Here is a 21,135-nt window from a genome sequence, read left to right on the forward strand (position 1 = left end):
AGTGGGTGAAAAGGTTCAGATTATGCATCCAGAATGCGTATCTCTTGGAAATGGGTGTGATATTGCTCAAAATGTTGTTTTTGCACCTTTAAAAGAGCACCATGGGAAAAAATACCCTTCTAGGATTATAGTTGGGGATGGCGTGCATTTTGGACCATTCGACCGAATAGCCTCGATGGAAGAAGTACGGATTGATGATAATGTGCTTTTTGCTGCATTCGTGCATGTAACTGACCATTCGCATCAATATCAAGATATCAATACACCAGTAACAATGCAAGGAGTTTTTTCTAAAGGCCCTGTCCATATAAAGGAAGGCGCATGGTTAGCATTTGGGTGTCATATTCTATCGGGTGTAACTATTGGAAAACACTCTGTTGTGGCTGCTAATGCAGTAGTAACAAAAGATGTTCCAGACTATACAGTCGTTGCAGGCAACCCAGCAAGAGTAATTAGTCACTATAATTTTGACACACAACGATGGGAAAAGTGATTTGACATGAATAAAAATAAAGAACTAGTAAAAAATACTGCGATAATTTCAATTGGAAAAATATGCACTCAATTTTTGAGTTTTCTTCTGTTGCCATTATATACGTCACTTTTAACAACAAAGGATTATGGTACAGTTGATCTTATTACAACTTATCAGCAATTGTTAGGGTATATTGTTTTTTTCCAAATTGAACAAGCGGTATTTAGATTTCTGATTGATGTTCGGAACGATAAAGACAAATATCGTCAGAAGAAAATTATATCGAGTGTTGTTGCTTTTGCAATATTTCAGACAGTAGTATTATGTATTATTCTATTTGTGATATCAACCTTTATTAGATTTAATTATCTCAGAGAATTATGCTTGTATTGTGTTGCTACAGTGTATTCTGGATTAATGCTTCAAGTAGTACGCGGTCTTGGAAAGAATTCGTTGTATGCGTTAGGAAGTTTTATTTCGGCAGCATGTACGATATTCTTCAACATAGTTTTTCTGGTAGCGTTCAATTTCGGTGCAGAGGGAATGCTTTATTCTTTTATATTGGGAAATCTTATATGTTCCATGTTTCTGTTTATAAAGGCTAAAGTATATTGTTATATCGATTTGAGATGTTTTTCCAAACAAAGTGTAAAGGAGTGTTTGAAATATTCGTTACCGCTTGTTCCGAATGCCCTATCTTGGTGGATTATGGGGGCATCAGATCGAACTATCGTATCATATATAATGGGAACGGCTGCAAATGGATTACTTTCGGTTTCACACAAATTTTCATCAGCGTACACAACATTTTATACAGTATTTAATTTATCGTGGACAGAATCAGCATCTCTTCATTTTCATGATGAGGATCATGAAATCTTTTTTGAGAGTGTTATTTCAAAGGTATATAGGCTGTTTTCAGCAGCATGTCTTGGCATTATTGCATTAATGCCATTGGTATTTCCAATTCTTATTAATGCAAATTATAGTGATGCATATTATCAGATACCGATTTATATGGTTGCGGCATTGTTCAATGTAATTCAAGGATTGTATAGTGTTATCTATGTTGCGTTAAAGAAGACAAAGGAAATTGCAAAAACAACGGTTGTTTCAGCTTTAATCAATATTGCAGTGAACTTGCTGTTAATAAATTATATAGGACTATATGCGGCTACTATATCAAGTTTAGTGGCATATGCGGTAAATTGCGTTTGGAGATATATTGATTTAAAGAAATATATGAATGTTCCATTAAGTAAAAAACTGATATTCTCTACATTGGTTATGCTTATAATTGTATGTGTTCCATATTATCTCAAACTTTTTATTGGTCAGTGTATTGGCTTATTACTTGTTATTTTGTATGCCGCGTATATTAATCGAGATATTCTTTTAGTTGTACTTAGGTCTCCCAAAGACTTTAAAAGAATGATGTGATAGATACATATGAAGCATAAATCAAATAATGATGCATGTGAGAGTTGACGAATAGTAAGAAAGGGATAGAATCTTGAGAGCAGAGCAGAGCAGAGCAGAGCAGAGCAGAGCAGAGCAGAGCAGAGCAGAGCAGAGCAGAGCAGAGCAGATAATATTGACATTTTGAAAGCAATATGCGCTTTCTTAATTGTTTGTATTCATGTTCCGTTTCCGGGAAGAGTCGGTGCATATTTTACGGCATTGACCAGAATAGCAGTTCCTGTTTTCTTTATGATTACAGGATACTTTTATTCAGATACCGTTGCACGGCATAAGGAAAAACAGCAAATAGAAAAGATATTTTACTTGATTGTAGAAGCAAATATACTTTTCTTTATCTGGAATATTGCACTCAATGTCCTCAGAAGGGAGAACATAGTAGCCTATATTCGGTCTATTTTTACTGGTAAAAACATAATTGAGTTTTTAGCTTTGAATGAATCACCATTGGCAGGGCATCTTTGGTATCTAGGAGCAATTCTTTATGTGCTGGTGATTGTTTTGCTGATGGACGAGTTCAATTGTAGAAAGATTCTGTGCTGTTTAACTCTGGTTTTGCTCATTGTAGACTTGGTGTTCGGAAAGTATTCACTGCTCATTTTCCATCGGGAGTTTCCGTACATACTGGTTAGAAATTTCCTTTGTGTAGGAATACCATATTTCTGCATTGGAAATCTTATCAGAGAAAAACGGTACTCTGAAAAATGGAATAAAAAAGTACTACAGATATTGATTGTTGCTTTTGCGATAACTACCCTTGCAGAGAGATTTGCTTTGGTGAATGCTGGCTTGAATGCAACAAGAGATCATTATATCAGCACGACGTTCTTGGCAATCTGCCTCTTTGTCTATATTCTCAAGAGTAATTGGCATAATAAGGGTTTGGCTATGATTGGAAGAAAGTATTCCACATGGTTATACATTATTCATCCGATTTTTATTACGGTCTTTTCAACAGTAGTTGGTAAACTCGGATTGAAATCAATTTACAGATATGTTGCGCCAATTGTGGTTTATTGTGCAACGCTTGTATTCCTTATCATTCTACAGAAAGTCAAGATTGCTATGAAAAGCAAATAATACACAGGAGGAACAGCTTATGGTGGATTTGATAGATACAATAGTATATGCAGGAAGGATAAAAGACAAATCTGCCTTGATGAGTAGTTCTTCTGGCGGCGCATTTACTGCACTTTCTGACTTTTTCTTGAAAAATGACAATGCAGTGGTGGCAGCAATCTATAACTATGAGAATCATATGACTGAATTTCAGATGATTCTGGATGAAAAGCAACGTGAAAGAGCAAAGGGTTCAAAATATATGCAGAGCAAGCCTGGTTATATTTATCGGGAAGCCTATCGCTGGCTGATGGAAAACCCAAAGAAAGAATTGCTCTTTGTTGGTATGGGATGCCAGTCTGATGGATTTCGGAAGTTTACCGAAATAAAAGGAATCCGTGACCGAGTGTACATTGTAGATATTATCTGTCATGGATCGCCAAGTCCAAAGCTGTGGAAAGAATATGCGGAATCCATTCAGAGGAAAGATGGCAAGATAACATATCTCACATTCAAAGATAAGCGTAATGGATGGAAATCTCCAACAGCTTATGTGAAAGTCAACGGAGCAGAGAAGCCGATTAAAGATTACGTTAAGGTGTTTTATAATCGGTGTGCGTTGCGACCGTCTTGCTATGAATGTCCTTATGCTACCACAGAAAGAAAAACAGATATGACCATTGGCGACTTCTGGCATATTGAAGCGACGATTCCAGACTTCTATGACCCTAACGGCAACTCGTTATTCTTGATTCATACAAAGCGTGGAGAAGAACTGTTTGAAAAGATTAAGGGCGACATGGATTATAGATTGAGTAACACAACACAATGTTGGCAGGCAAATCTTGAAGCACCGACCAAGAAATCTGAACAAAGAGAAGAGTTCTGGAGCGATTACCAAAAGAAAGGAATTGATTTCGTGATGAAGAAATATGGAACAGTTCCAATGAAAACAAGAATAAAGAATAAACTCCTCAAAATAATTGGGGGGGTACGAACTAAGTAACCTTAATTATGTTGATTACTCCGAAAGGAGGGCAGCATAATGAACTGGAAGCAGCCTAAAGTATATGCAGTAAAACATAAAGACGAAGCAACAAGAGCGGCTTCCAGATTTGGGGGGATTTTTACGGCCCTGTCAGATCAAGTATTGTCCAACGGTGGTGTGGTCTATGGATGTGTTTTGACAGATGATTTTGATGCCGTATATATTCGCGCCGATAATGCGGAAGAACGCAATAGAATGCGAGGTTCAAAATATATCCAGAGTAAGCTGGGAAATACATTCAAAAATGTGAAGGCAGACCTTGATGCGCGGAGAAGTGTACTTTTCTCTGGCACTTCCTGCCAGGTGGCGGGACTGAAAAAATACCTTGGAAAAGAGTATGATGACCTGTTCTGTGTGGATATTGTTTGTCACGGAGTACCAAGCAAAAAAGTATGGAACGCATATTTGCGCTGGCAAGAGCAGAAAAATCATTCTAAAGTTGCAGGTGTGAATTTCCGTAATAAGAGAGAGTTTGGTTGGCGTGACCATGTGGAAACGCTTTATTTTGAAAATGGAAAGTCTACAAGCAGCCGGGTATTCAAAGATCTCTTCTATGGACATACAGTATTACGGCCCAGTTGCTATGAATGCCCTTATAAGTCTGTGATGCATCCCGGTGATATTACAATTGCGGACTACTGGGGCATCGAAAAAGCAGCTCCTGAATTTGATGATAACAAAGGTGTTTCGCTGGTGCTGGTAAATAATGAAGCTGGTGAAAAGGCTTTTGAAAAAGTAAAAGAGAGATTGATCTGGAAGCAGACAAAGCTGGAAGATAGTTTGCAGCCGCCTCTTAAAGCTCCATTTCCGAAACCGGAAAATAGAAATCAGTTTTGGAGTGACTTTGAAAAAAAGTCATTTGAGTATGTTGCCAAGAAATACGGTGGCATTGGGTTCAAGAATGATGCTAAATCATTTTTGAGAAAGATAAAGAGAAAAATCAAAAAGTTGGTGGTAAAAGGTGGAAAGAGAAATACCAGTACTATATAAAAGAAAAGAGGAATGCTGCGGATGTACAGCCTGTTATGCTATTTGTCCGAAAGAAGCTATTTCTATGGTCGAGGACGAAGAAGGCTTTGAATATCCAAAGATAAATGAAAACAAATGCGTGCGGTGCTACCAGTGCATTAAGGTATGTCCGATAAAAGCAGCACGAGCACAGTAAGGAGAAATTAATAGGGAACGAGAACTCCATGTGCTACTATTATCGCATGGCTTATGAGGTTGTTGTGCGCATTGCTCCGTGGATGGTTGGTAAGAAAAGATGAGCTAACAGAAAGAGGTGATTGGTAATCAAGTGGTACATAAAATCAATAATTCAAGATTTCAGACAACCCGTGTCATACTTGATTCCAGCCGTCATCTTCAGTGGATGCATTGTATTTGCTGTTAGCTGGTTATGTGGAAAGAAGAGTACAATAAGACATAAAATTCCATTTACCTTTTTCTTAGCGTATTTTCTCGTTATTTTTCGCATAGCCTTCTTATGCAGGAAACCTGGGAGTAGAAAGGCTATCAGCTTGGTTTTATTTGAAACATGGGGACAATCTTTTCATATGCACGCTATGTTTGTTGAAAATATTATTATGTTTATTCCGTTTGGTGTGATGCTACCGATACTGTTCAGAAAATTTAGAAATGGATGGCTATGTGTGCTGGCTGGATTTATTTGCTCTTGTAGCATCGAGATAGTGCAGCATATTACTCAAATAGGATATTTACAATTGGATGATGTAGTGACAAACACAACGGGTACGCTGTTGGGATGGCTGGCTTGGAAAGTGAACAGAAAAATATGAACGCGATGGTACTTAATTGCCGATGCATTAAGGTGTGTCCGATAAAAGTAGCACGAGCACAGTAAGGAGAGATTATGAACACAACATTACTTATCATGGCGGCCGGAATCGGCAGCCGATTTGGAACAGGAATAAAACAGTTGGAGCCGGTCGATGATGCTAACCAGGTGAGCTAGAGGTGCCAGGTACAAGTGAATCCATCTGCATGTAACCGTCAGGGATGGAAAACGTATATCATACAAGACAAAGACATGCTTGAAAAAGTATTGAAGAACCAGAATGGCAATCGGGGATTTGGACAAGAATTTGATAAACTCCTTCTCGTGGTCGGAGATCTAAGATGCTTTAACCGGGATCGAGAAGTATTCCAAGTTTATATTGATGGTGGAATGTACGCGATGCGCGTGTTGGATAGCTTGTACTATGAAAAGATAGCGAGTGTACCGTTAAGTGCATCTTTGACAAAAGAACAGGAAGAAAATGTAAGAAGACTTCTGAAAATTGATCCTGCGGAAGTCTTGATTATGTTTATTGGCATCGGAAATTATCCGGATGAATGTCAAACAACAAAATCGGAAAGGAAACCGGCAGATTATACTATCGTATAATAGTGTAGAGGGTAATATAAAATGAGAGCAAGGACAAAAAGAAATTCAAATATTGAGATTATTAAGCTCATAGCTGTTTTTCTCATTATATTGTCTTCTGCGCTCCCTTATGGTGCAACATATCGGGGGGAGACTGTTTATGTGAATCTAAAACTGCTAAGAGGTGTCAGGTGCAAGTGAACATTCTGTGAATAATGCTAAGCTAAGTTTCATGCGTATATATTTTTTTATATGCCAGTGCTGTACTAAAACAATTGGGGCAGTTGCGATAGTAACAAATAGTATATATCATTATTTGAGTTTATTTGTAGATAAATAAACTTATTACTTACTAATGAGGAGAAAACAGATGGAGACAACTTTACTTATTATGGCGGCAGGAATTGGTTCGAGATTTGGAACCGGAATAAAACAGCTGGAGCCTGTAGATGATAGCCAGCACATTATCATGGACTATTCAATCCATGATGCCATAGAGGCAGGATTTAACCATGTTGTATTTATTATTCGCAAGGATATAGAGGGGGAATTTAGATCTGTTATAGGCGATCGGATTGCTGCCATTTGCGGGAAATCTGGTGTTACGGTTGATTATGTATTTCAGGATATTGAGGATATTCCGGGGGAGCTGCCGGCAGGCAGAACTAAGCCATGGGGAACAGGACAGGCCGTGCTTGCTGCTAAAGCCGTGCTGAAGACACCATTTGTCGTGATAAATGCAGATGATTATTATGGCAAGGAAGGCTTCAGACTGGTCCATGAGTATCTGGTGAACGGAGGACAGTCATGTATGGCTGGATTCGTACTTAAGAATACATTGTCTGATAATGGTGGTGTGACCAGAGGCATTTGCAAGATGGACGATCAGAATAATCTGACAGAGGTGGTGGAGACCAAGAATATCGTCAAGACTGTGGATGGTGCAGAGACGGACGGCATAGCCATTGATACGGAGTCTCTGGTGTCCATGAACATGTGGGGACTGACACCGGAATTCCTGGATATGTTGGAGGCAGGATTTGCGGAGTTCTTTGAGACGGAGGTCCCAACTGATCCACTTAAGGCAGAGTTCCTTATCCCTACATTCATAGGAGAGCTTCTGGATGAGAAGAAGATGACAGTTAAGGTTCTCCGGACGAATGATACATGGTATGGTATGACGTATAAGGAGGATGTTGAGGCTGTTAAGGAGAGCTTTAAGGGGATGATTGAGGACGGTATGTATGAGAAGGATTTGTTTGGGGATTTGTAGATAGGATGTTTATATGGATGTGATGTGATTGCCAGCCCGGGAGGGCTGGCAATTGGTGGTTATGGGGAATTTCACAGATTTATTATGATTTACTATATAACGTTGATTTAAAATGACTGTATGTTATAATGCTTAATATTAAAATATGCGACAAAACAAATAGTGTGACGATAATTTTTATTTAAACCAATTGAGGAAAGTAATATAGATACTTTATTTGTATCAATTCTTGGCAAGTAAATAAGAACTATTGGGATGGCTATACAGTAAAGGAAAAGATCTTCGATTGCTGAAAGGAGAAACAAAGACAGTGATGCGTATGGAGTTGGGGCTAATAGGATAGCAATTGATGAACATCATGCAAGACTGTTTGTAAATACGGCAATGACAATGTCAGATTTTATATTATCTGTTTATATGAAGGAGGCATGACGATATGATTCATAGAGTGACTTGTGATAAATGTGGTTCCATTTCGGAATATGATGATAGATCTATATGGGAGGGCAACCGTGAACGTGAAGAGGTAGAGTGCCCTGTGTGTGGGAATATTATTGGGAGCGTTTTTACAGACCTTATACCTGTAGCAAGGCTTATAAGTAAAGGATAAATTATGTATAGAAAAGTAATGTTTTCATTGATGTTGCTGTCATTGATACTATTATCTTTAATTGCATGGAAAGTTGGTGTGTTTACAGCAATTGTAGGCCTACCATTCTTTCCGTTAGTAGAGAAGATTGTTACAAATACTTATTTTTCTGGTGTAGCTTGCAGTATTATTGCTGTTATTATTATTTACAAATGGCAGGTGTTGTATAGCAAGAGAAAGCTGAAGCAGGATTTTAGATGTAACGAATGTATTGAAGGTATATATGATGGCATTGAAGCAGTTAGAAAATATATGCCATTAGTTCCAAAAAAGGAAAAATGGGATAGAGTTTGTGATTATGAAGAATTTCGCAAAAAAAATGCAAAGAAATATATTGACTTCTATGGGGAGCATAAAGGTGACATTTATATTGCAAATTTGACATTATCATACAAGGGCAATGATTTGCTGATTGACTCAATTCAATCATGCTTTTTCATTAACCTTAATTTCAAGTTGTTGGGGATTTTGAATCATGTGAAGAATAGGCTGCCGAATCTCAGAAACAAATACCCTGAAATTGAGAAGCTGGCAAAAGAATACATAGAATCGGCTAGTGAAGACATAATGATACAACTGGGAGAAACGTTGGACTCATACTTTGTAGATGCGAGATGTATGGCAGCCTAAATGACTGATGACAGAAAGTTAAGCAGGTCAGCGTCAACTGATGTGAGCAATCTTGTGACAGCTCATGAAATCACTAACAGCAGTAAATTATGATAAGTTGTGGGTTATTTTAAATGAACGTGGAATGATGAAAACAGAATTGATTAGAGCGGCAAAAATCAGTACAAATGCAATGGCAAAGCTTGGCAAAAACGAAGATGTCCGAGTGGAAGTTTTGGCAAAGATTTGTGTGACTTTGGGATGCAAGTTGGATGATATTGTGGAGATAGAGTCCTGATAAACTGTGTAAAGGAGAAACTAGAAGTTGGGAAATTCAGAAGAAAAAAATATAGATGTAAAAGATACAATGCAAGATAGAGCATATAAAGTTATTAAAAAATGTAAAGAAATTGCTGAGGAAGATTTTACAAAATTTAGCGCACTATTTGTGGCTGTTATGACTGTAGGATTATGGGTGATAAAAGGTATGTGGTATGCATATCAAACAGGAAGATTTTCTGTATATGGAATAGATTCTTGTTATATATCATCTGACAATGAGAGTATTTTACTGCAAATCATTCAGATGACGGCTGTTCTTGTAGTGTTGTTTTCAATAAATTATATATATTATAAAATCTCGATTTCAGAAGATAAATCAAAATTCCATTGGCGAAGGAAACTCAGGTTGTTAGCTTATTGGCTTACGGAAATGTTTTTACTATTTATTCTCGTTCTTATAACATCAGGCATTAATATTATTGACTTAATAAAAGATTCAACAGCAAACAATGTAGTTGTATTATTGATTGCGATTATTTTTGCTTGTTTTGTAGTAAACATATATGGTATAGAATTTGCAATTGAAAAGAAATTATCTAGTCGTAAGAGAAAGAAGTTAGAGAGTAAGGCAGAAAAGAAAAAAGATATTGAAGAAGAGAATCAACATAAGAGAAATGGTAAGAATATGATATTTGCCGTGTTCATTACAGTTGCTTTAGAGATATTACTTATGTATATATTTGGTATTGTATTAGAAAATGATAGAGATTCTTATAAATTAGTATTGGTTGAACAAGAAACTAGTGAAGATAGTCAATACATATTTCAATATCAATCAGGGCAGATGAATTATACAATATGCCCTATTGTTTTTGAAAATAGTGATTACTATATTTTGACCAGGCTATATAAAAGAGACGGCAAAATTGAAATAGATTATGAATATCAAAAGATAATTGGAAAAACAGATATAGAAACATTCAATTGCGAAAATATTTATGAGATAAATATAGGTGAATAATTTTTTTATTTAAGAACTTCCGATAATAGAAAATTATACATTCAATTTCCACTCAATTCTCAATCAATGAGAGTTGGGTGGATTTTTTATATCCTATACTTACAAAATAAAACGCCCACAGGGCAGAAAGGCAGGTACAGGATATGTACAACAACTGATGAAGTTCAAGGAGGGCATTAGAACGTCCTGTAAAATATTTCGTTGGTTTAGTAAGCAGGGGTAGCTCTTGGGATCACCGCAGGCGAGAAGAATTTCTCGCCATTTTCTATTTTGGGAAAGATAAAAAGTGAGATGACTGTTTTTTTATCAAGTATTAAATGGGGAAAATTGTAATGCATATTTTTAGGTTTGTTGTATAACAATATCACTATAAGGCATATTTAAGTAAAGATACACACAACATTGGGTGAATGTGTATTTTTACTTAAAAATTTGATTGACTTAATGAATAAATGCGGTTAAAATTTCAAGTAAAGATACACACAATATGTTGAATGTGTGTATAAATACTTAAATGGAGTTGATTGTTATGATATTGACCTATAAGGATTGTATAGAAAAATATGGCAGTGATCATTTGTTGAAAAAAGAAATTGCAGAAGGTCGATTGTTTCAAAAAGAAAAAGGTATATATTCTTTGCAAAAAGCTTGTTCGGAATTAGAGATTATTAGTGTTAAATATCCACGTTCTATATTTACAGGAGAAAGCGCATTTTATTATCATTCGCTTACGGATGTAATACCGGATTATTATTGTATTGCTACTCTTAGAACAGATAGCAGAATAAAAGATTCACGTGTAAAGCAGTCTTTTGTTAAAAACGAGATTTTTGAAGTTGGAATGACAAAGATGAAGCGAAACAATGTGGAAATCAATATTTATAGCTTAGAACGTATGCTTATTGAACTAATGCGATTTAGAAGTAAACTCCCCTTTGATTATTATAAAGAGATTATTTCGAACTATAGAAATAAAGCAGAAACAATGGATTTTGCTTTGGTTGAGGAATATGCTGATTATTTTAAAAATGCAGAAAAATTGAAGGATATGATTCAGATGGAGGTATTGTGATGAATTTACTAGAGGAAGTAGATAAAATAAAAAACGAAGGATATAGTGAAGCAAATGCAGAAGCAAAGCTATGCCAGGATATCATAATTAGTGCAATTTCAAAAAGTAGTTTAAATAGAAATGTGACAATTAAAGGTGGTGTGGTTATGCGAAGTTTGTCTGGAGAAATCAGACGTGCTACGCAGGATATTGATCTTGATTTTATCAGGTACTCCATATCAGAGGAAAGAGTATTTACAAATAGTACATATAAAAAACAGGTAGAACGCTCTAGAAAAAATTGGCTTGATATGTCTGTTGAGGAAGTATTAAAAAAGGATTTAGAGTTTGTTCAAGGAATCTAATGCTCCAGTTGTTATGGGATATTGGATCGTGCGAGATATTTAAGGATTGAATATACAATAGAGTTTTATTGGAGATAAAAGATGTTTAATTACAAAAACCTGTGTGACTACGAATTTGAAATATTGTGCAAGGATATAATGCAGAAGAAGCTGGGAGTTCCTCTTCAGATATTTGCGAGGGGTCGGGATGGTGGCATTGATATAACTGATGATACTGTGAGCAAGAATGTTGTTATACAGGTCAAGCATTATATCAACAGCAAATACAGTGATCTTATATCAAGCCTGAAGAAGGAGGTTTCGAAGGTTGCTGAGCTGAAACCAGAGAAATACTATGTGTGTTGTGCATTGGAGCTAACCCCTGCAAATAAGACGGAGATTTTCAATTTGTTTGCAGAATACATGGAGGGTTCATGTAATATATTGTCGTTGAATGATATAGATGAGTATCTGCAGGATCCGGCAAATATGGATATTGTGCGCAAGCACTATAAATTGTGGCTTGAATCAACAAATATATTGGCAGAGATCAATAGTAGGGATATTTTCATAGATTGTGAAACGCTTCTATACAACATAGAAGAGGAGCAGAGAGAATTTGTTGAAACCTCGAGTTACAGACAGTGTATAGATGTTCTTGAGCGTAATCGTCTGTTGATGATCCTTGGAATGCCTGGAACTGGAAAGACCATGACGACCAAGATGCTTGCTTTGTATTACGCAGCACTGGGTTACCGGATTATTTATACGACAAATGGGGATCTGCAGAGCATAAAGAAAGCTTTGTCAGTTGATAAGGAATCTAAAGAGATTATTCTGTTGGATGACTGCCTTGGACAGTATTACTTCAGAATGAAGGACACCCAGGAAAATGAACTCATGTCTTTGATTAAATATGTGTTGATGCATAAGAACAAGAAACTCATCATGAACTCCAGGGTGACGATATTTCAGCATGCAAAGGAATCTTACATAGAGCTGCACAGTTTTATAGACACGGAGAAGGTGCGGCTTCAGTATATTGATATGGATTCTATGACCATTGAAGACAAGGGCAGGATATTCAAGAATCATTTGTATTTCAGAAATATACCAACGGATCATTATGCTCAGATTCTAAAAAATAATAATTATCGCTGGATAGTCAAACATAGGAATTATACACCGCGTATCATAGAGTATGTTACGCGACAAAATGTATCCAGCAAGATTGCTGCAGATGAATATTGTGATTTTATAAGGAGATGTCTGGATAATCCTACTGAAATCTGGAGAGATGAGTTTAACAACAGGCTCAAGGCGGAGGATAGGATTTTCCTTACTTCACTGTTTTCGTTGACGGACGTCGGTGTGGAGGACAAGGTATTGCGCAGAGTATTCAATGCCCGTATTACGAAAAGAACTGATATAGACACAACCCGAAATGTGTGGGAAGCAGTATTGAAGCGGATGGAGGGAACATTTGTCAAGATTATAGAGAACAATGGCGTGCGGCAAATTGGAGCTATCAACCCATCTGTAAATGACTTTTTGAAGAATTATTTGGATGAGAATGAACCTGAGGTTGAAGAAATCAGGAGAAACGCCACGGAATATATTCAGGTTGTCAGAGGATTCGGACCAGATATGGCGGATATTGTAAAATCTGGAGACGCATGTAGATACAACTTTGCAAGTGATGTCGAAAAGCAGCTTGTCATATTGTCGAATATATGTGAGCTGGGTATATGCATAAATCAATACAGAGATATTGTCAGGACGTTTGTGGAGTCTTTGCCATATGCGTTTTATAACAAAGCAAGTACATTTACTGTAGTGCCTTCTTTGCTCTCGGAGCCGCTGGCAGCATATTATGGCACACGTGAGCATTTGTCGTCAGAGGCGTTGAATGACCTGCTGGATTCGATGGATTTTGATGATTTTTGTGTATTTGAAGAAAATCTGAAGAATAATGGACTGGAACTGTATGAACTGGTGGACAGTGATGTTGTTCTGGAAAAGCTGGACAAGGCCATGCGGGATTACATAGATGGATATGACAGATCCGAAAGTTATACAAATCAGGATACATATGAACTTTTCAATGAGAACATGGTATACAACGGATCATATCATGAGGTTGATGTAGATAAGGTTGTTAATATTTTGGCAGATTGTGTGCGGAATGATATATATGACGATGTGACAGATAAATTGGCGGTATTCCCTCGTGCGATAACAGATGACATTGACTTATCCAGATATGATATCTGGGCGGATGCTGGTGAGATTGAGAGTTATGTGTGCGATGTGCTGGCTGATCCTGGTGACAGAGATTATAGCGACATTTATGATGGTGATAGTTCTTATTCGGGGCATTTGGATGGGATGGATGAGCTGGATTTTATATTTGCGGAGTGACAGCTTTTGAGTTGCGTATTAGAATTATTCTGCATAAATTGAGGTTTAGTTATACAAATAGAACTTTAAGTTCCTGGCACTGCGCTTTAATGTGTTTTATAATGTTGCTAACGGTTTATGGTAAGACCTTGGATGATAATTATATGCATATTTTGTATGACCATCCAGAATTAAATTTACAAGATGCGTTTTTGCTTGATAGAGTCCAAAAAGGTGTTCAAATTGAGAAGAAGGATGCTGATAGATTACGAGCATTAAAACTTGTAGAGGGAAGACTTGGAAGCCTATATTTGTCAGCATCAGTTGCAAAAAGTATTGAGGATCAAGCAGGTTATATAAAAAACAAAGGCTTGGATGATCAGTATTATAAGACATTAATTATTGAATATCTGAAACAATATTCAAAAGCAAATAGAAAAGAAATTAACAAATTGTTATGGGGCAAGTTACCAGATTCATTGTCGGATGACCAAAAGAAACATAAAGTTCACAACTTATTAACGGCCTTAAAAAATAAGAATGTTATTGAAAAGGATGGAGAAAACCAACGTAAAGCTAATTGGATATTAAAAGATTAATCGGTTTAGGATTGGTTTAGTTTGCTTTGTTTAAACCGATTATTAAACCAATCAATGGGAGCATCCCAAAGTTTGTGTAAACCTCCAAACTGATGTAAGATAAAATTACTCAGTTTGGAGGTTATTTTTATGGCAAGAAGAAAAGACAGCCCACAAAAAGCAGCAATGAGAGAAATGATGCGTGATTATCTGAAGAATAATGATATCAGCATCAAAGACGGCACCGATGTAAACAGTATCATGCGTGACATGATGTCTGTCATTTTGGAAGGTGCTTTGGATGAAGAACTGGATGAAGAATTAGGATATTCCAAGTACGACTATCGAAACAAAGAAACAGACAATAGTAGAAATGGACATTCCAGCAAAACCATGCACACCAGTTATGGAGATATGGATGTGGCAATCCCAAGGGATCGTAATGGTGATTATGAACCACAGCTGATTAAAAAATATCAGAATACCGTAACTCAGGACATGGAAGAAAAAATACTTTCCATGTATGCCAAGGGAATGACAACTGGAGACATTGAATCCCACATGCGTGAATTATACGATATTGATATTTCTGACAGCACAATCAGCCGGATCACAGACAAAATCCTGCCGATTGTAAAAGAATGGCAGGAACGCCCTTTGGAAGAAGTGTATGCTGTAGTATTTATGGATGCAATCCACTATCACGTCCGCAGTGAAGGACGTATTGTAAAACGTGCGGTTTACATTGCCCTTGGTATCGATATGAATGGGAAAAAAGATGTTCTTGGAATGTATGTTGGAGAAAACGAAAGTGCGAAGTTCTGGCTTTCTATCATGAATGGATTAAAAAACAGAGGCGTTGAGGATATCCTGATTGCATGCGTTGATGGTTTAAATGGATTTCCACAGGCAATCGAGGCTGTTTATCCAAAAACAGAGATTCAGCAGTGTATCATCCATCAGATCCGTAATTCAACGAAGTTTGTTTCTTACAAAGATATCAAAAAACTGATGGCTGATCTGAAGCTTGTATATGCGGCTCCAACGGAAGAAACCGCTTTAAATGAACTGGAACTGTTCAAGGATAAATGGGATTCCAAGTACCCGAAAATCTATAAATCCTGGCATGATAACTGGGCAACACTGTCCACTTATTTCAAATATCCAGAGGCAGTAAGACGGCTGATTTATACCACAAATGCCATTGAAGGATTCAACCGCCAGCTCCGGAAAGTGACCAAAAGCAAAACGGTTTTTCCGTCGGATGACAGCCTTTTGAAAATGCTGTATCTGGCAACCATGGATATCACGAAAAAATGGACCGGACACAGGCAGGACTGGGGACAGATCCATTCCCAGCTTGAAATTTATTTTGAAGAACGTCTGGCGGGACGGAACCTGTAAAGCAGTCAATTTTAGGCAGGTTTTATTGACATGCCTAAAAACTACTGTATAATGCAGATATGGGCAGAATCCGGAAAATCGGCTCTGCCCATTTGTAACTATTCACAAATCTTATATCAGTTTTTAACGTTTACACAAAACTTGAAACGGTCTCCAATCAATACTCCAAATCCTTATAAAATAGGGATTATGATTGGTTTAATATGATCAAATTCAACCGATTTAAACCGATTGAATCAGCAATATTTATGGATATTGCATGTACTAAGACCAACAGAACCCAACACGCCTCTCAACGATGCGGATCATGTTGGGTCTTTTGGTTTTTAAGGAACTAACAATTTTTCGAGATTAATCTCTCTTAAAAATATCCCTCGTATAAACTTTATCCTTCACATCGTCAAGGCACGAGTCGTATCTGTTGGCGATGATAGCATGGCTGATTTTTTTGAATTTCTTAAGGTTATTTACCACTTCTGAGCCGAAGAACGTTTCGCCGTTCTTGAGAGTTGGCTCGTAGATGATAACTCTGGCGCCTTTGGCCTTGATCCTTTTCATGACACCCTGGATGGAGGACTGGCGGAAATTATCTGAGTTGCTCTTCATGGTCAGGCGGTATACGCCAATCACACAGTCCTTCTCCTGTTCAGGAGCGAAATCACCGCGGTTATTATAATCATAGTAGCTGGCCATATTCAGTACCTGGTCCGCTATGAATATTGATTTAAATAGAAAATATATTAAAATTACTATATATACGTATTCAATATTGGAACATAAAACAGTGATAAATCTATCAACCAATGTAATTAAGAAAGGAGCCCCCCATGTACAAAGGAATAAGATTCAAAGGCTACAAGGCATTCGCCGCCGACACATACACAGAACTTGACAACCTTCCACGGGTGTCGGTGATAATAGGCAAGAACAACAGCGGAAAGTCAAGTGTCATCGATGTGATGGGGATGATGTATGACAGGATGTATGCAATGAGGGAGGAGATCACATCCTGTGCAGAAGAGATTGCTGCGGAGATACCGATCACCAGGGATATGTGTGACAGATTGCTCAGCGGGTATACATCGATTCAGGGCTACACAAGCGGAACTCTTTGGATCAAATCAAAAGGCCGGTCGATAGGCTACAGGGTGGAGCCTGAGGACAGCGGTGGACATATAGTGGAGTGGAATGACAGGCTTCCCCTTTGGAACTCCTCAGATGCCAATCGAGTCGAATCTGATATAAGCCGGGAGAGGGACACATACGTGTTCAGACATGTTGCCGCGGAGCGCAATATCGTTCCTGAGGAGGAAGAGAAGATAGGCGGAACACTGGAGGATCTGTCCAGTACCGGCAGGGGCGCAAGCAACATTATCAGGGCATTTCTGAACGATAGCAGCTACGATGAGACGATCATTGAGGACACTCTCTTGAAAGCGGTAAATGAGATCATGGGCCCTGAGGCTGTATTCGAGAGCATACGTGTGCAGCAGGTACAGGATGGCTACGGGAATGTACGGTGGGAGGTGTTTCTCAAGGAGGAGGGCATGAGCCGCTGCCCTTTGTCCCGTATGGGAAGCGGACTCAAGACGATCATTCTGGTGCTGCTCAATCTGCTTGTCATACCGGAGCTGGATGAATATAAGAACAAGAAGATGGTCTATGGCTTCGAGGAGCTTGAGAACAATCTTCACCCCGCCATGCAGAGAAAACTGTTTGAGTATATATATGAATTTGCGGAAATGCATGATGTACAGGTGTTTATCACGACCCATTCGCATGTGGCCATCAATGCATTTTATGACAAGGACGATGCGGGGATATTCCACGTGTACAAACAGGACGGAAGGGCATTTGTCAAAAGGATAGAGTCGTATCTGGACAAGACCCGGATACTTGATGATCTGGACGTGAAGGCGAGTGATCTGCTCCAGTCAAATGGAATCATATGGGTGGAAGGACCATCAGACAGAGTGTACATAAAGCACTGGCTTGACCTGTATTTCCCGGACCGTTTCGTGGAGGGGGTGCATTATCAGTTTCTGTATTATGGTGGAAGACTGCTGTCACAGTACTCGGCTGAGGAAGTGACTGAGCTCATAAGTGTTATCAAGACCAACAGAAATGCTGTTATTGTGATGGACAGTGATAAGAGAAACAGGAATGCCCAGCTGAATGATACCAAGAAGAGGATCATCGCGGAATTTGATGCCCTTGGAATGATGTCGTGGGTCACTAAGGGCAAGGAAATAGAAAACTATATTCCGAAGACCGCCATAGAGGAGGCACTGGAAGTCAGCCTGAAAGCGCAGTGTGGACAATATGAGCTTTTTCCTGGTTACATAGAGAAGTATTACAGAGGTTTCACTGGTAAGAAGGTCAGGTTTGCGAGGTGCGTTGTGGATCACATGACTGAAGAGAACATGGCTGGTATGATGGATGTGAAGAAGCGAGTTACGGAGCTGGGCGGGAGGATCGCTGAGTGGAATGGTGGGCAGTCTCACTGATAAAAAAGCTTCTTGAAATCCCCCTCCCATGTCTATATAATTATAGATATATTTTGTTGCGGAATATGAACGGATCAGCCCGGCCGGAAAAGGGCTGAAGTTCAATATCAGGGAGGATATTACTATGAGGTTGGTTACAAGATCAGATTTTGATGGACTTGCATGCGGAGCGCTTTTGAAAGAGGCGGGTATCATAGATCACTGGAAATTTGCACATCCAAAGGACCTTCAGGATGGATTGGTGGAGATCACGGAGGATGACTGTCTTGCGAATGTGCCATTTGTTGAGGGCTGCGGACTTTGGTTCGATCACCACTCAAGTGAGCATGAGAGACTGGCACTTGAGGGCAAATACAAGGGCGAGAGCCGTATCACACCGTCATGTGCGAGGATAATATATGAATATTACGGTGGAAGAGAGAGATTTCCACAGTTTGACGATTTGATGGAGGCTGTTGATAAGGTGGATTCTGGAAATCTTACGATAGACGAGGTGCAGAATCCGAAGGGATGGATCCTCATAGGCTTCCTCATGGATCCGAGAACGGGACTTGGAAGATTCAGAAACTTTACAATTTCTAATTATCAGCTTATGGAGAAGCTTATAGATGCCTGCAGGACCATGACTACGGATGAGATCCTTGCCATGCCTGATATTCAGGAGAGAATTGTGCTATACAATGAGCAGACGGAGAAGTTTAAGGAGATGGTTAAGGCACACACAGTAGTTGACGGTAACCTGATAATAAGTGATCTCCGCGGTGTCGATCCTATATACACAGGCAATCGTTTTATGATCTATAGTATGTATCCTGAGCAGAATGTGTCAGCTTGGATAGTCAGTGGTCGTGGTGGACAGGGCTGTTCAGCCGCATGCGGATACAGCATTCTCAACCGTACAGCGACAATGGATGTCGGAAGTCTTATGCTCAAGTATGGCGGTGGTGGTCACAAGAAGGTTGGCACATGTCAGTTCAAGAACGAGGAGATGGACACTAAGCTTCCACAGATGCTAGACGAACTGAAAGCGCAGGCCAACGCGTAAGTGCGAGATTAATACAATCAAATAGATATCACCGTAAACAGGTGGAGTTCTGGTTGGATTCAACCGAAACTCCGCCTGTTTGCATGTCTGGCTGTGGGGACGGAGAGGAAGGCTGCGTGACAGAAAAATGCCGTTCCCGATAAAAAGGGAGCGGCATTTGTGCGTAATTAAGTTAATTAAGTATTACCTCAAGTTTTATTGGATTGTGATCTGAGTTTTGAAAATTCAGATTAACTGTTTCAATAGACTTGATAGAAATATTTGATGAAACAATAAAACCGTCAATTACATAAAACTGAAATTTTTCATCTGCGTCATCATAAGACTTGTCCAGGGAACGGCATGTAGGAACTGACGAATCAGTTATACATGTAAAATCATTTCCAAATTCTGAAATATCGATGAGACTAGGAGCCCACAGTTCATCGGATTGCTGGGGATAGGCTGATATGTCGGTATTTGAAAATGTCTGGTTGAAGTCGCCCCCGGCTATCACGTAATTGCCTTTATCGGTTTCAGCTTGCAGTATGTCCGCAAGCATTTTCGTCTGAGCAGCCTTGCCCTCACCAGAATCATAGGCTTCAAGGTGTAGATTTACAATGACAAGCTCTTTATCCGTACCATCAATAGGAACTTTGGATACAATCAGACAGCGTTTCAGATTGCACAGCCTGATAGGATAAGAAAATGGGCAAGGAAGCTTGATTCTGCAAGCGGTCGATGCCGGATAAGTGCTGAGGGTCATTATACCGGAAGCAACCTGCCCGATGGGCGGAATTGGGTATGGCACCATGAGCGTTTTGTAGTTGTAAGCGTAAGAACTGTTGTATGAGGGCAGTTCATCTCTGATTATGGATGCTTCGTTTATTTTGTGACTACGGGAGGATTTCTCATCGACTTCCTGAAGCAGGATAATATCAGGCGATAAACTGTTCAATTCTTCTGTGATGGCAGACATGTTGGTTAGTACCTGTTCTTTGGTGGATGTGTACACACTATCACCGCCATCCATGAAAAAGTCAGCATTTGCTCCGAGGGAACCGTAGCCGATGTTCCATGTAACAACGGAAATGTTATCGCCGATTGATAATTTCTTCTGCTGGGAGAGCTTGTTTGTATCAGTGGGAAATGAATCATCCTGAGTAGCTTGCTGGTCGTTGTAAGTTACCGTCAGATCCTCAGAGTCTTGAGGTTTGTATTCGGTTACGGTGAGTACGCCGACAAAGATAGCAGCAATAAAAATGATAATTCCAAGAGCAGCACCTACTATCTTAAGAATTTTGATCACTGGCTTAGCGTTAGATTTTTTTACGGATTTCAAATAACAGGTCCTCTCTTATCAAATAATAAGCACACAATATCGAGATATTGTGCACTAAACAAAATTATAGCAGACATGTCTTATTCAAACAACGAAAAATATTTTTTACAATAACGTAAATGAGGACGGAGGTGCCTGTCCCCTCCGTCCCCATGAAATTATCGGTAATGCATTCTATTTCCGTATGTTTAATTACAGAGAAAT

Annotated in this window: 22 protein-coding genes and 2 pseudogenes; 22 read left to right on the forward strand and 2 right to left on the reverse strand. The window is 38.7% G+C overall.

The window, feature by feature from the left end; all coding sequences use genetic code 11:
* Window position 1 precedes the first annotated feature (1 nt).
* From NQ536_RS13900 to NQ536_RS02235, 20 genes and pseudogenes are all read left to right on the forward strand, one after another.
* Window positions 2–493 (forward strand): acyltransferase, encoded by a 492-nt coding sequence (locus NQ536_RS13900; protein WP_004851625.1) that lies wholly within the window; start codon window positions 2–4, stop codon window positions 491–493.
* Window positions 494–499: 6 nt separating this feature from the next.
* A complete protein-coding gene (locus tag NQ536_RS02150; RefSeq protein WP_004851623.1) occupies window positions 500–1,915 on the forward strand; it encodes a lipopolysaccharide biosynthesis protein in 1,416 nt (471 codons plus the stop codon).
* Between the two features lie 162 nt (window positions 1,916–2,077).
* Window positions 2,078–3,034: an acyltransferase family protein gene (locus NQ536_RS02155; protein WP_044998086.1), complete on the forward strand. Its 957-nt coding sequence runs from the start codon at window positions 2,078–2,080 to the stop codon at window positions 3,032–3,034.
* A gap of 19 nt (window positions 3,035–3,053) precedes the next feature.
* Window positions 3,054–4,019 carry a Coenzyme F420 hydrogenase/dehydrogenase, beta subunit C-terminal domain gene (locus tag NQ536_RS02160; RefSeq protein ID WP_004851619.1) on the forward strand — a complete coding sequence of 322 codons (966 nt, stop codon included), beginning with the start codon at window positions 3,054–3,056 and terminating at the stop codon, window positions 4,017–4,019.
* Window positions 4,020–4,058: 39 nt separating this feature from the next.
* The gene (locus tag NQ536_RS02165; protein ID WP_004851618.1) at window positions 4,059–5,051 is read left to right on the forward strand and encodes a Coenzyme F420 hydrogenase/dehydrogenase, beta subunit C-terminal domain; all 993 of its coding nucleotides are present in this window, start codon (window positions 4,059–4,061) and stop codon (window positions 5,049–5,051) included.
* A 64-nt stretch (window positions 5,052–5,115) separates the two neighbouring features.
* Window positions 5,116–5,226 (forward strand): 4Fe-4S binding protein, encoded by a 111-nt coding sequence (locus NQ536_RS13905; RefSeq protein WP_252203910.1) that lies wholly within the window; start codon window positions 5,116–5,118, stop codon window positions 5,224–5,226.
* Window positions 5,227–5,398: 172 nt separating this feature from the next.
* On the forward strand, window positions 5,399–5,860 hold the full coding sequence (locus NQ536_RS13990; protein ID WP_198803739.1) for a VanZ family protein: 462 nt from the start codon (window positions 5,399–5,401) through the stop codon (window positions 5,858–5,860).
* Window positions 5,861–5,931: 71 nt separating this feature from the next.
* Window positions 5,932–6,030 (forward strand): annotated as a pseudogene (locus tag NQ536_RS13995) (nucleotidyltransferase); the annotation flags it as partial.
* Window positions 6,031–6,111: 81 nt separating this feature from the next.
* Window positions 6,112–6,468: a nitroreductase family protein gene (locus NQ536_RS02180; RefSeq protein ID WP_227909665.1), complete on the forward strand. Its 357-nt coding sequence runs from the start codon at window positions 6,112–6,114 to the stop codon at window positions 6,466–6,468.
* Between the two features lie 349 nt (window positions 6,469–6,817).
* On the forward strand, window positions 6,818–7,720 hold the full coding sequence (locus tag NQ536_RS02185) for a sugar phosphate nucleotidyltransferase (RefSeq protein ID WP_022059155.1): 903 nt from the start codon (window positions 6,818–6,820) through the stop codon (window positions 7,718–7,720).
* Window positions 7,721–8,059: 339 nt separating this feature from the next.
* Window positions 8,060–8,152, forward strand: coding sequence for an abortive infection family protein (locus tag NQ536_RS14000; protein ID WP_233419709.1), 93 nt, complete (start codon window positions 8,060–8,062; stop codon window positions 8,150–8,152).
* 4 nt (window positions 8,153–8,156) lie between these two features.
* A complete protein-coding gene (locus NQ536_RS02195; protein WP_004851608.1) occupies window positions 8,157–8,330 on the forward strand; it encodes a hypothetical protein in 174 nt (57 codons plus the stop codon).
* 3 nt (window positions 8,331–8,333) lie between these two features.
* Window positions 8,334–8,999: a hypothetical protein gene (locus NQ536_RS02200; RefSeq protein WP_004851607.1), complete on the forward strand. Its 666-nt coding sequence runs from the start codon at window positions 8,334–8,336 to the stop codon at window positions 8,997–8,999.
* 64 nt (window positions 9,000–9,063) lie between these two features.
* Window positions 9,064–9,276 (forward strand): helix-turn-helix domain-containing protein, encoded by a 213-nt coding sequence (locus tag NQ536_RS02205; protein ID WP_004851605.1) that lies wholly within the window; start codon window positions 9,064–9,066, stop codon window positions 9,274–9,276.
* Window positions 9,277–9,303: 27 nt separating this feature from the next.
* On the forward strand, window positions 9,304–10,281 hold the full coding sequence (locus tag NQ536_RS02210; protein ID WP_004851603.1) for a hypothetical protein: 978 nt from the start codon (window positions 9,304–9,306) through the stop codon (window positions 10,279–10,281).
* A gap of 529 nt (window positions 10,282–10,810) precedes the next feature.
* Entirely contained in the window at window positions 10,811–11,353 is a 543-nt protein-coding gene (locus tag NQ536_RS02215; RefSeq protein WP_155803855.1) for a type IV toxin-antitoxin system AbiEi family antitoxin domain-containing protein, read from the forward strand.
* Complete coding sequence (locus NQ536_RS02220) at window positions 11,353–11,697, forward strand: nucleotidyl transferase AbiEii/AbiGii toxin family protein (protein WP_004851600.1); 345 nt, start codon at window positions 11,353–11,355, stop codon at window positions 11,695–11,697. The genes NQ536_RS02215 and NQ536_RS02220 overlap by 1 nt, the downstream gene beginning before the upstream one ends.
* Before the next feature lie 81 nt (window positions 11,698–11,778).
* Entirely contained in the window at window positions 11,779–14,097 is a 2,319-nt protein-coding gene (locus NQ536_RS02225; RefSeq protein WP_004851598.1) for an ATP-binding protein, read from the forward strand.
* Window positions 14,094–14,675, forward strand: coding sequence for a hypothetical protein (locus NQ536_RS02230; RefSeq protein ID WP_259805371.1), 582 nt, complete (start codon window positions 14,094–14,096; stop codon window positions 14,673–14,675). Before NQ536_RS02225 ends, NQ536_RS02230 begins: the two co-directional genes overlap by 4 nt.
* A 165-nt stretch (window positions 14,676–14,840) precedes the next feature.
* Window positions 14,841–16,058, forward strand: a complete 1,218-nt coding sequence (locus NQ536_RS02235; protein WP_167530854.1) for an IS256 family transposase — start codon at window positions 14,841–14,843, stop codon at window positions 16,056–16,058.
* A gap of 351 nt (window positions 16,059–16,409) precedes the next feature.
* Here the strand turns inward: NQ536_RS02235 and NQ536_RS02240 are convergent.
* A pseudogene (locus NQ536_RS02240) lies at window positions 16,410–16,775 on the reverse strand (UDP binding domain-containing protein); the annotation flags it as partial.
* Between the two features lie 110 nt (window positions 16,776–16,885).
* On the opposite strand from NQ536_RS02240, the gene NQ536_RS02245 reads away from it, so the two are divergent.
* Entirely contained in the window at window positions 16,886–18,565 is a 1,680-nt protein-coding gene (locus NQ536_RS02245; protein ID WP_004851593.1) for an ATP-dependent nuclease, read from the forward strand.
* A 124-nt stretch (window positions 18,566–18,689) separates the two neighbouring features.
* On the forward strand, window positions 18,690–19,610 hold the full coding sequence (locus NQ536_RS02250) for a DHH family phosphoesterase (protein WP_004851589.1): 921 nt from the start codon (window positions 18,690–18,692) through the stop codon (window positions 19,608–19,610).
* 172 nt (window positions 19,611–19,782) lie between these two features.
* Here the strand turns inward: NQ536_RS02250 and NQ536_RS02255 are convergent, their stop codons facing one another.
* Window positions 19,783–20,931, reverse strand: coding sequence for an endonuclease/exonuclease/phosphatase family protein (locus tag NQ536_RS02255; protein WP_004851586.1), 1,149 nt, complete (start codon window positions 20,929–20,931; stop codon window positions 19,783–19,785).
* Window positions 20,932–21,135: the final 204 nt, after the last annotated feature.

It is taken from the genome of Coprococcus eutactus, assembly GCF_025149915.1.
GTDB lineage: Bacteria > Bacillota > Clostridia > Lachnospirales > Lachnospiraceae > Coprococcus > Coprococcus eutactus.

Excerpts from the sequence above, each read along its gene's own strand:
- NQ536_RS02150 (WP_004851623.1), top strand. The coding sequence starts at position 500 with ATGAATAAAAATAAAGAACTAGTAAAAAATACTGCGATAATTTCAATT.
- NQ536_RS02160 (WP_004851619.1), top strand. The coding sequence starts at position 3,054 with ATGGTGGATTTGATAGATACAATAGTATATGCAGGAAGGATAAAAGAC.
- NQ536_RS02165 (WP_004851618.1), top strand. The coding sequence starts at position 4,059 with ATGAACTGGAAGCAGCCTAAAGTATATGCAGTAAAACATAAAGACGAA.
- NQ536_RS13905 (WP_252203910.1), top strand. The coding sequence starts at position 5,116 with ATGGTCGAGGACGAAGAAGGCTTTGAATATCCAAAGATAAATGAAAAC.
- NQ536_RS02180 (WP_227909665.1), top strand. The coding sequence starts at position 6,112 with ATGCTTGAAAAAGTATTGAAGAACCAGAATGGCAATCGGGGATTTGGA.
- NQ536_RS02185 (WP_022059155.1), top strand. The coding sequence starts at position 6,818 with ATGGAGACAACTTTACTTATTATGGCGGCAGGAATTGGTTCGAGATTT.
- NQ536_RS02195 (WP_004851608.1), top strand. The coding sequence starts at position 8,157 with ATGATTCATAGAGTGACTTGTGATAAATGTGGTTCCATTTCGGAATAT.
- NQ536_RS02200 (WP_004851607.1), top strand. The coding sequence starts at position 8,334 with ATGTATAGAAAAGTAATGTTTTCATTGATGTTGCTGTCATTGATACTA.
- NQ536_RS02205 (WP_004851605.1), top strand. The coding sequence starts at position 9,064 with ATGAAATCACTAACAGCAGTAAATTATGATAAGTTGTGGGTTATTTTA.
- NQ536_RS02215 (WP_155803855.1), top strand. The coding sequence starts at position 10,811 with ATGATATTGACCTATAAGGATTGTATAGAAAAATATGGCAGTGATCAT.
- NQ536_RS02220 (WP_004851600.1), top strand. The coding sequence starts at position 11,353 with ATGAATTTACTAGAGGAAGTAGATAAAATAAAAAACGAAGGATATAGT.
- NQ536_RS02225 (WP_004851598.1), top strand. The coding sequence starts at position 11,779 with ATGTTTAATTACAAAAACCTGTGTGACTACGAATTTGAAATATTGTGC.
- NQ536_RS02235 (WP_167530854.1), top strand. The coding sequence starts at position 14,841 with ATGAGAGAAATGATGCGTGATTATCTGAAGAATAATGATATCAGCATC.
- NQ536_RS02245 (WP_004851593.1), top strand. The coding sequence starts at position 16,886 with ATGTACAAAGGAATAAGATTCAAAGGCTACAAGGCATTCGCCGCCGAC.
- NQ536_RS02250 (WP_004851589.1), top strand. The coding sequence starts at position 18,690 with ATGAGGTTGGTTACAAGATCAGATTTTGATGGACTTGCATGCGGAGCG.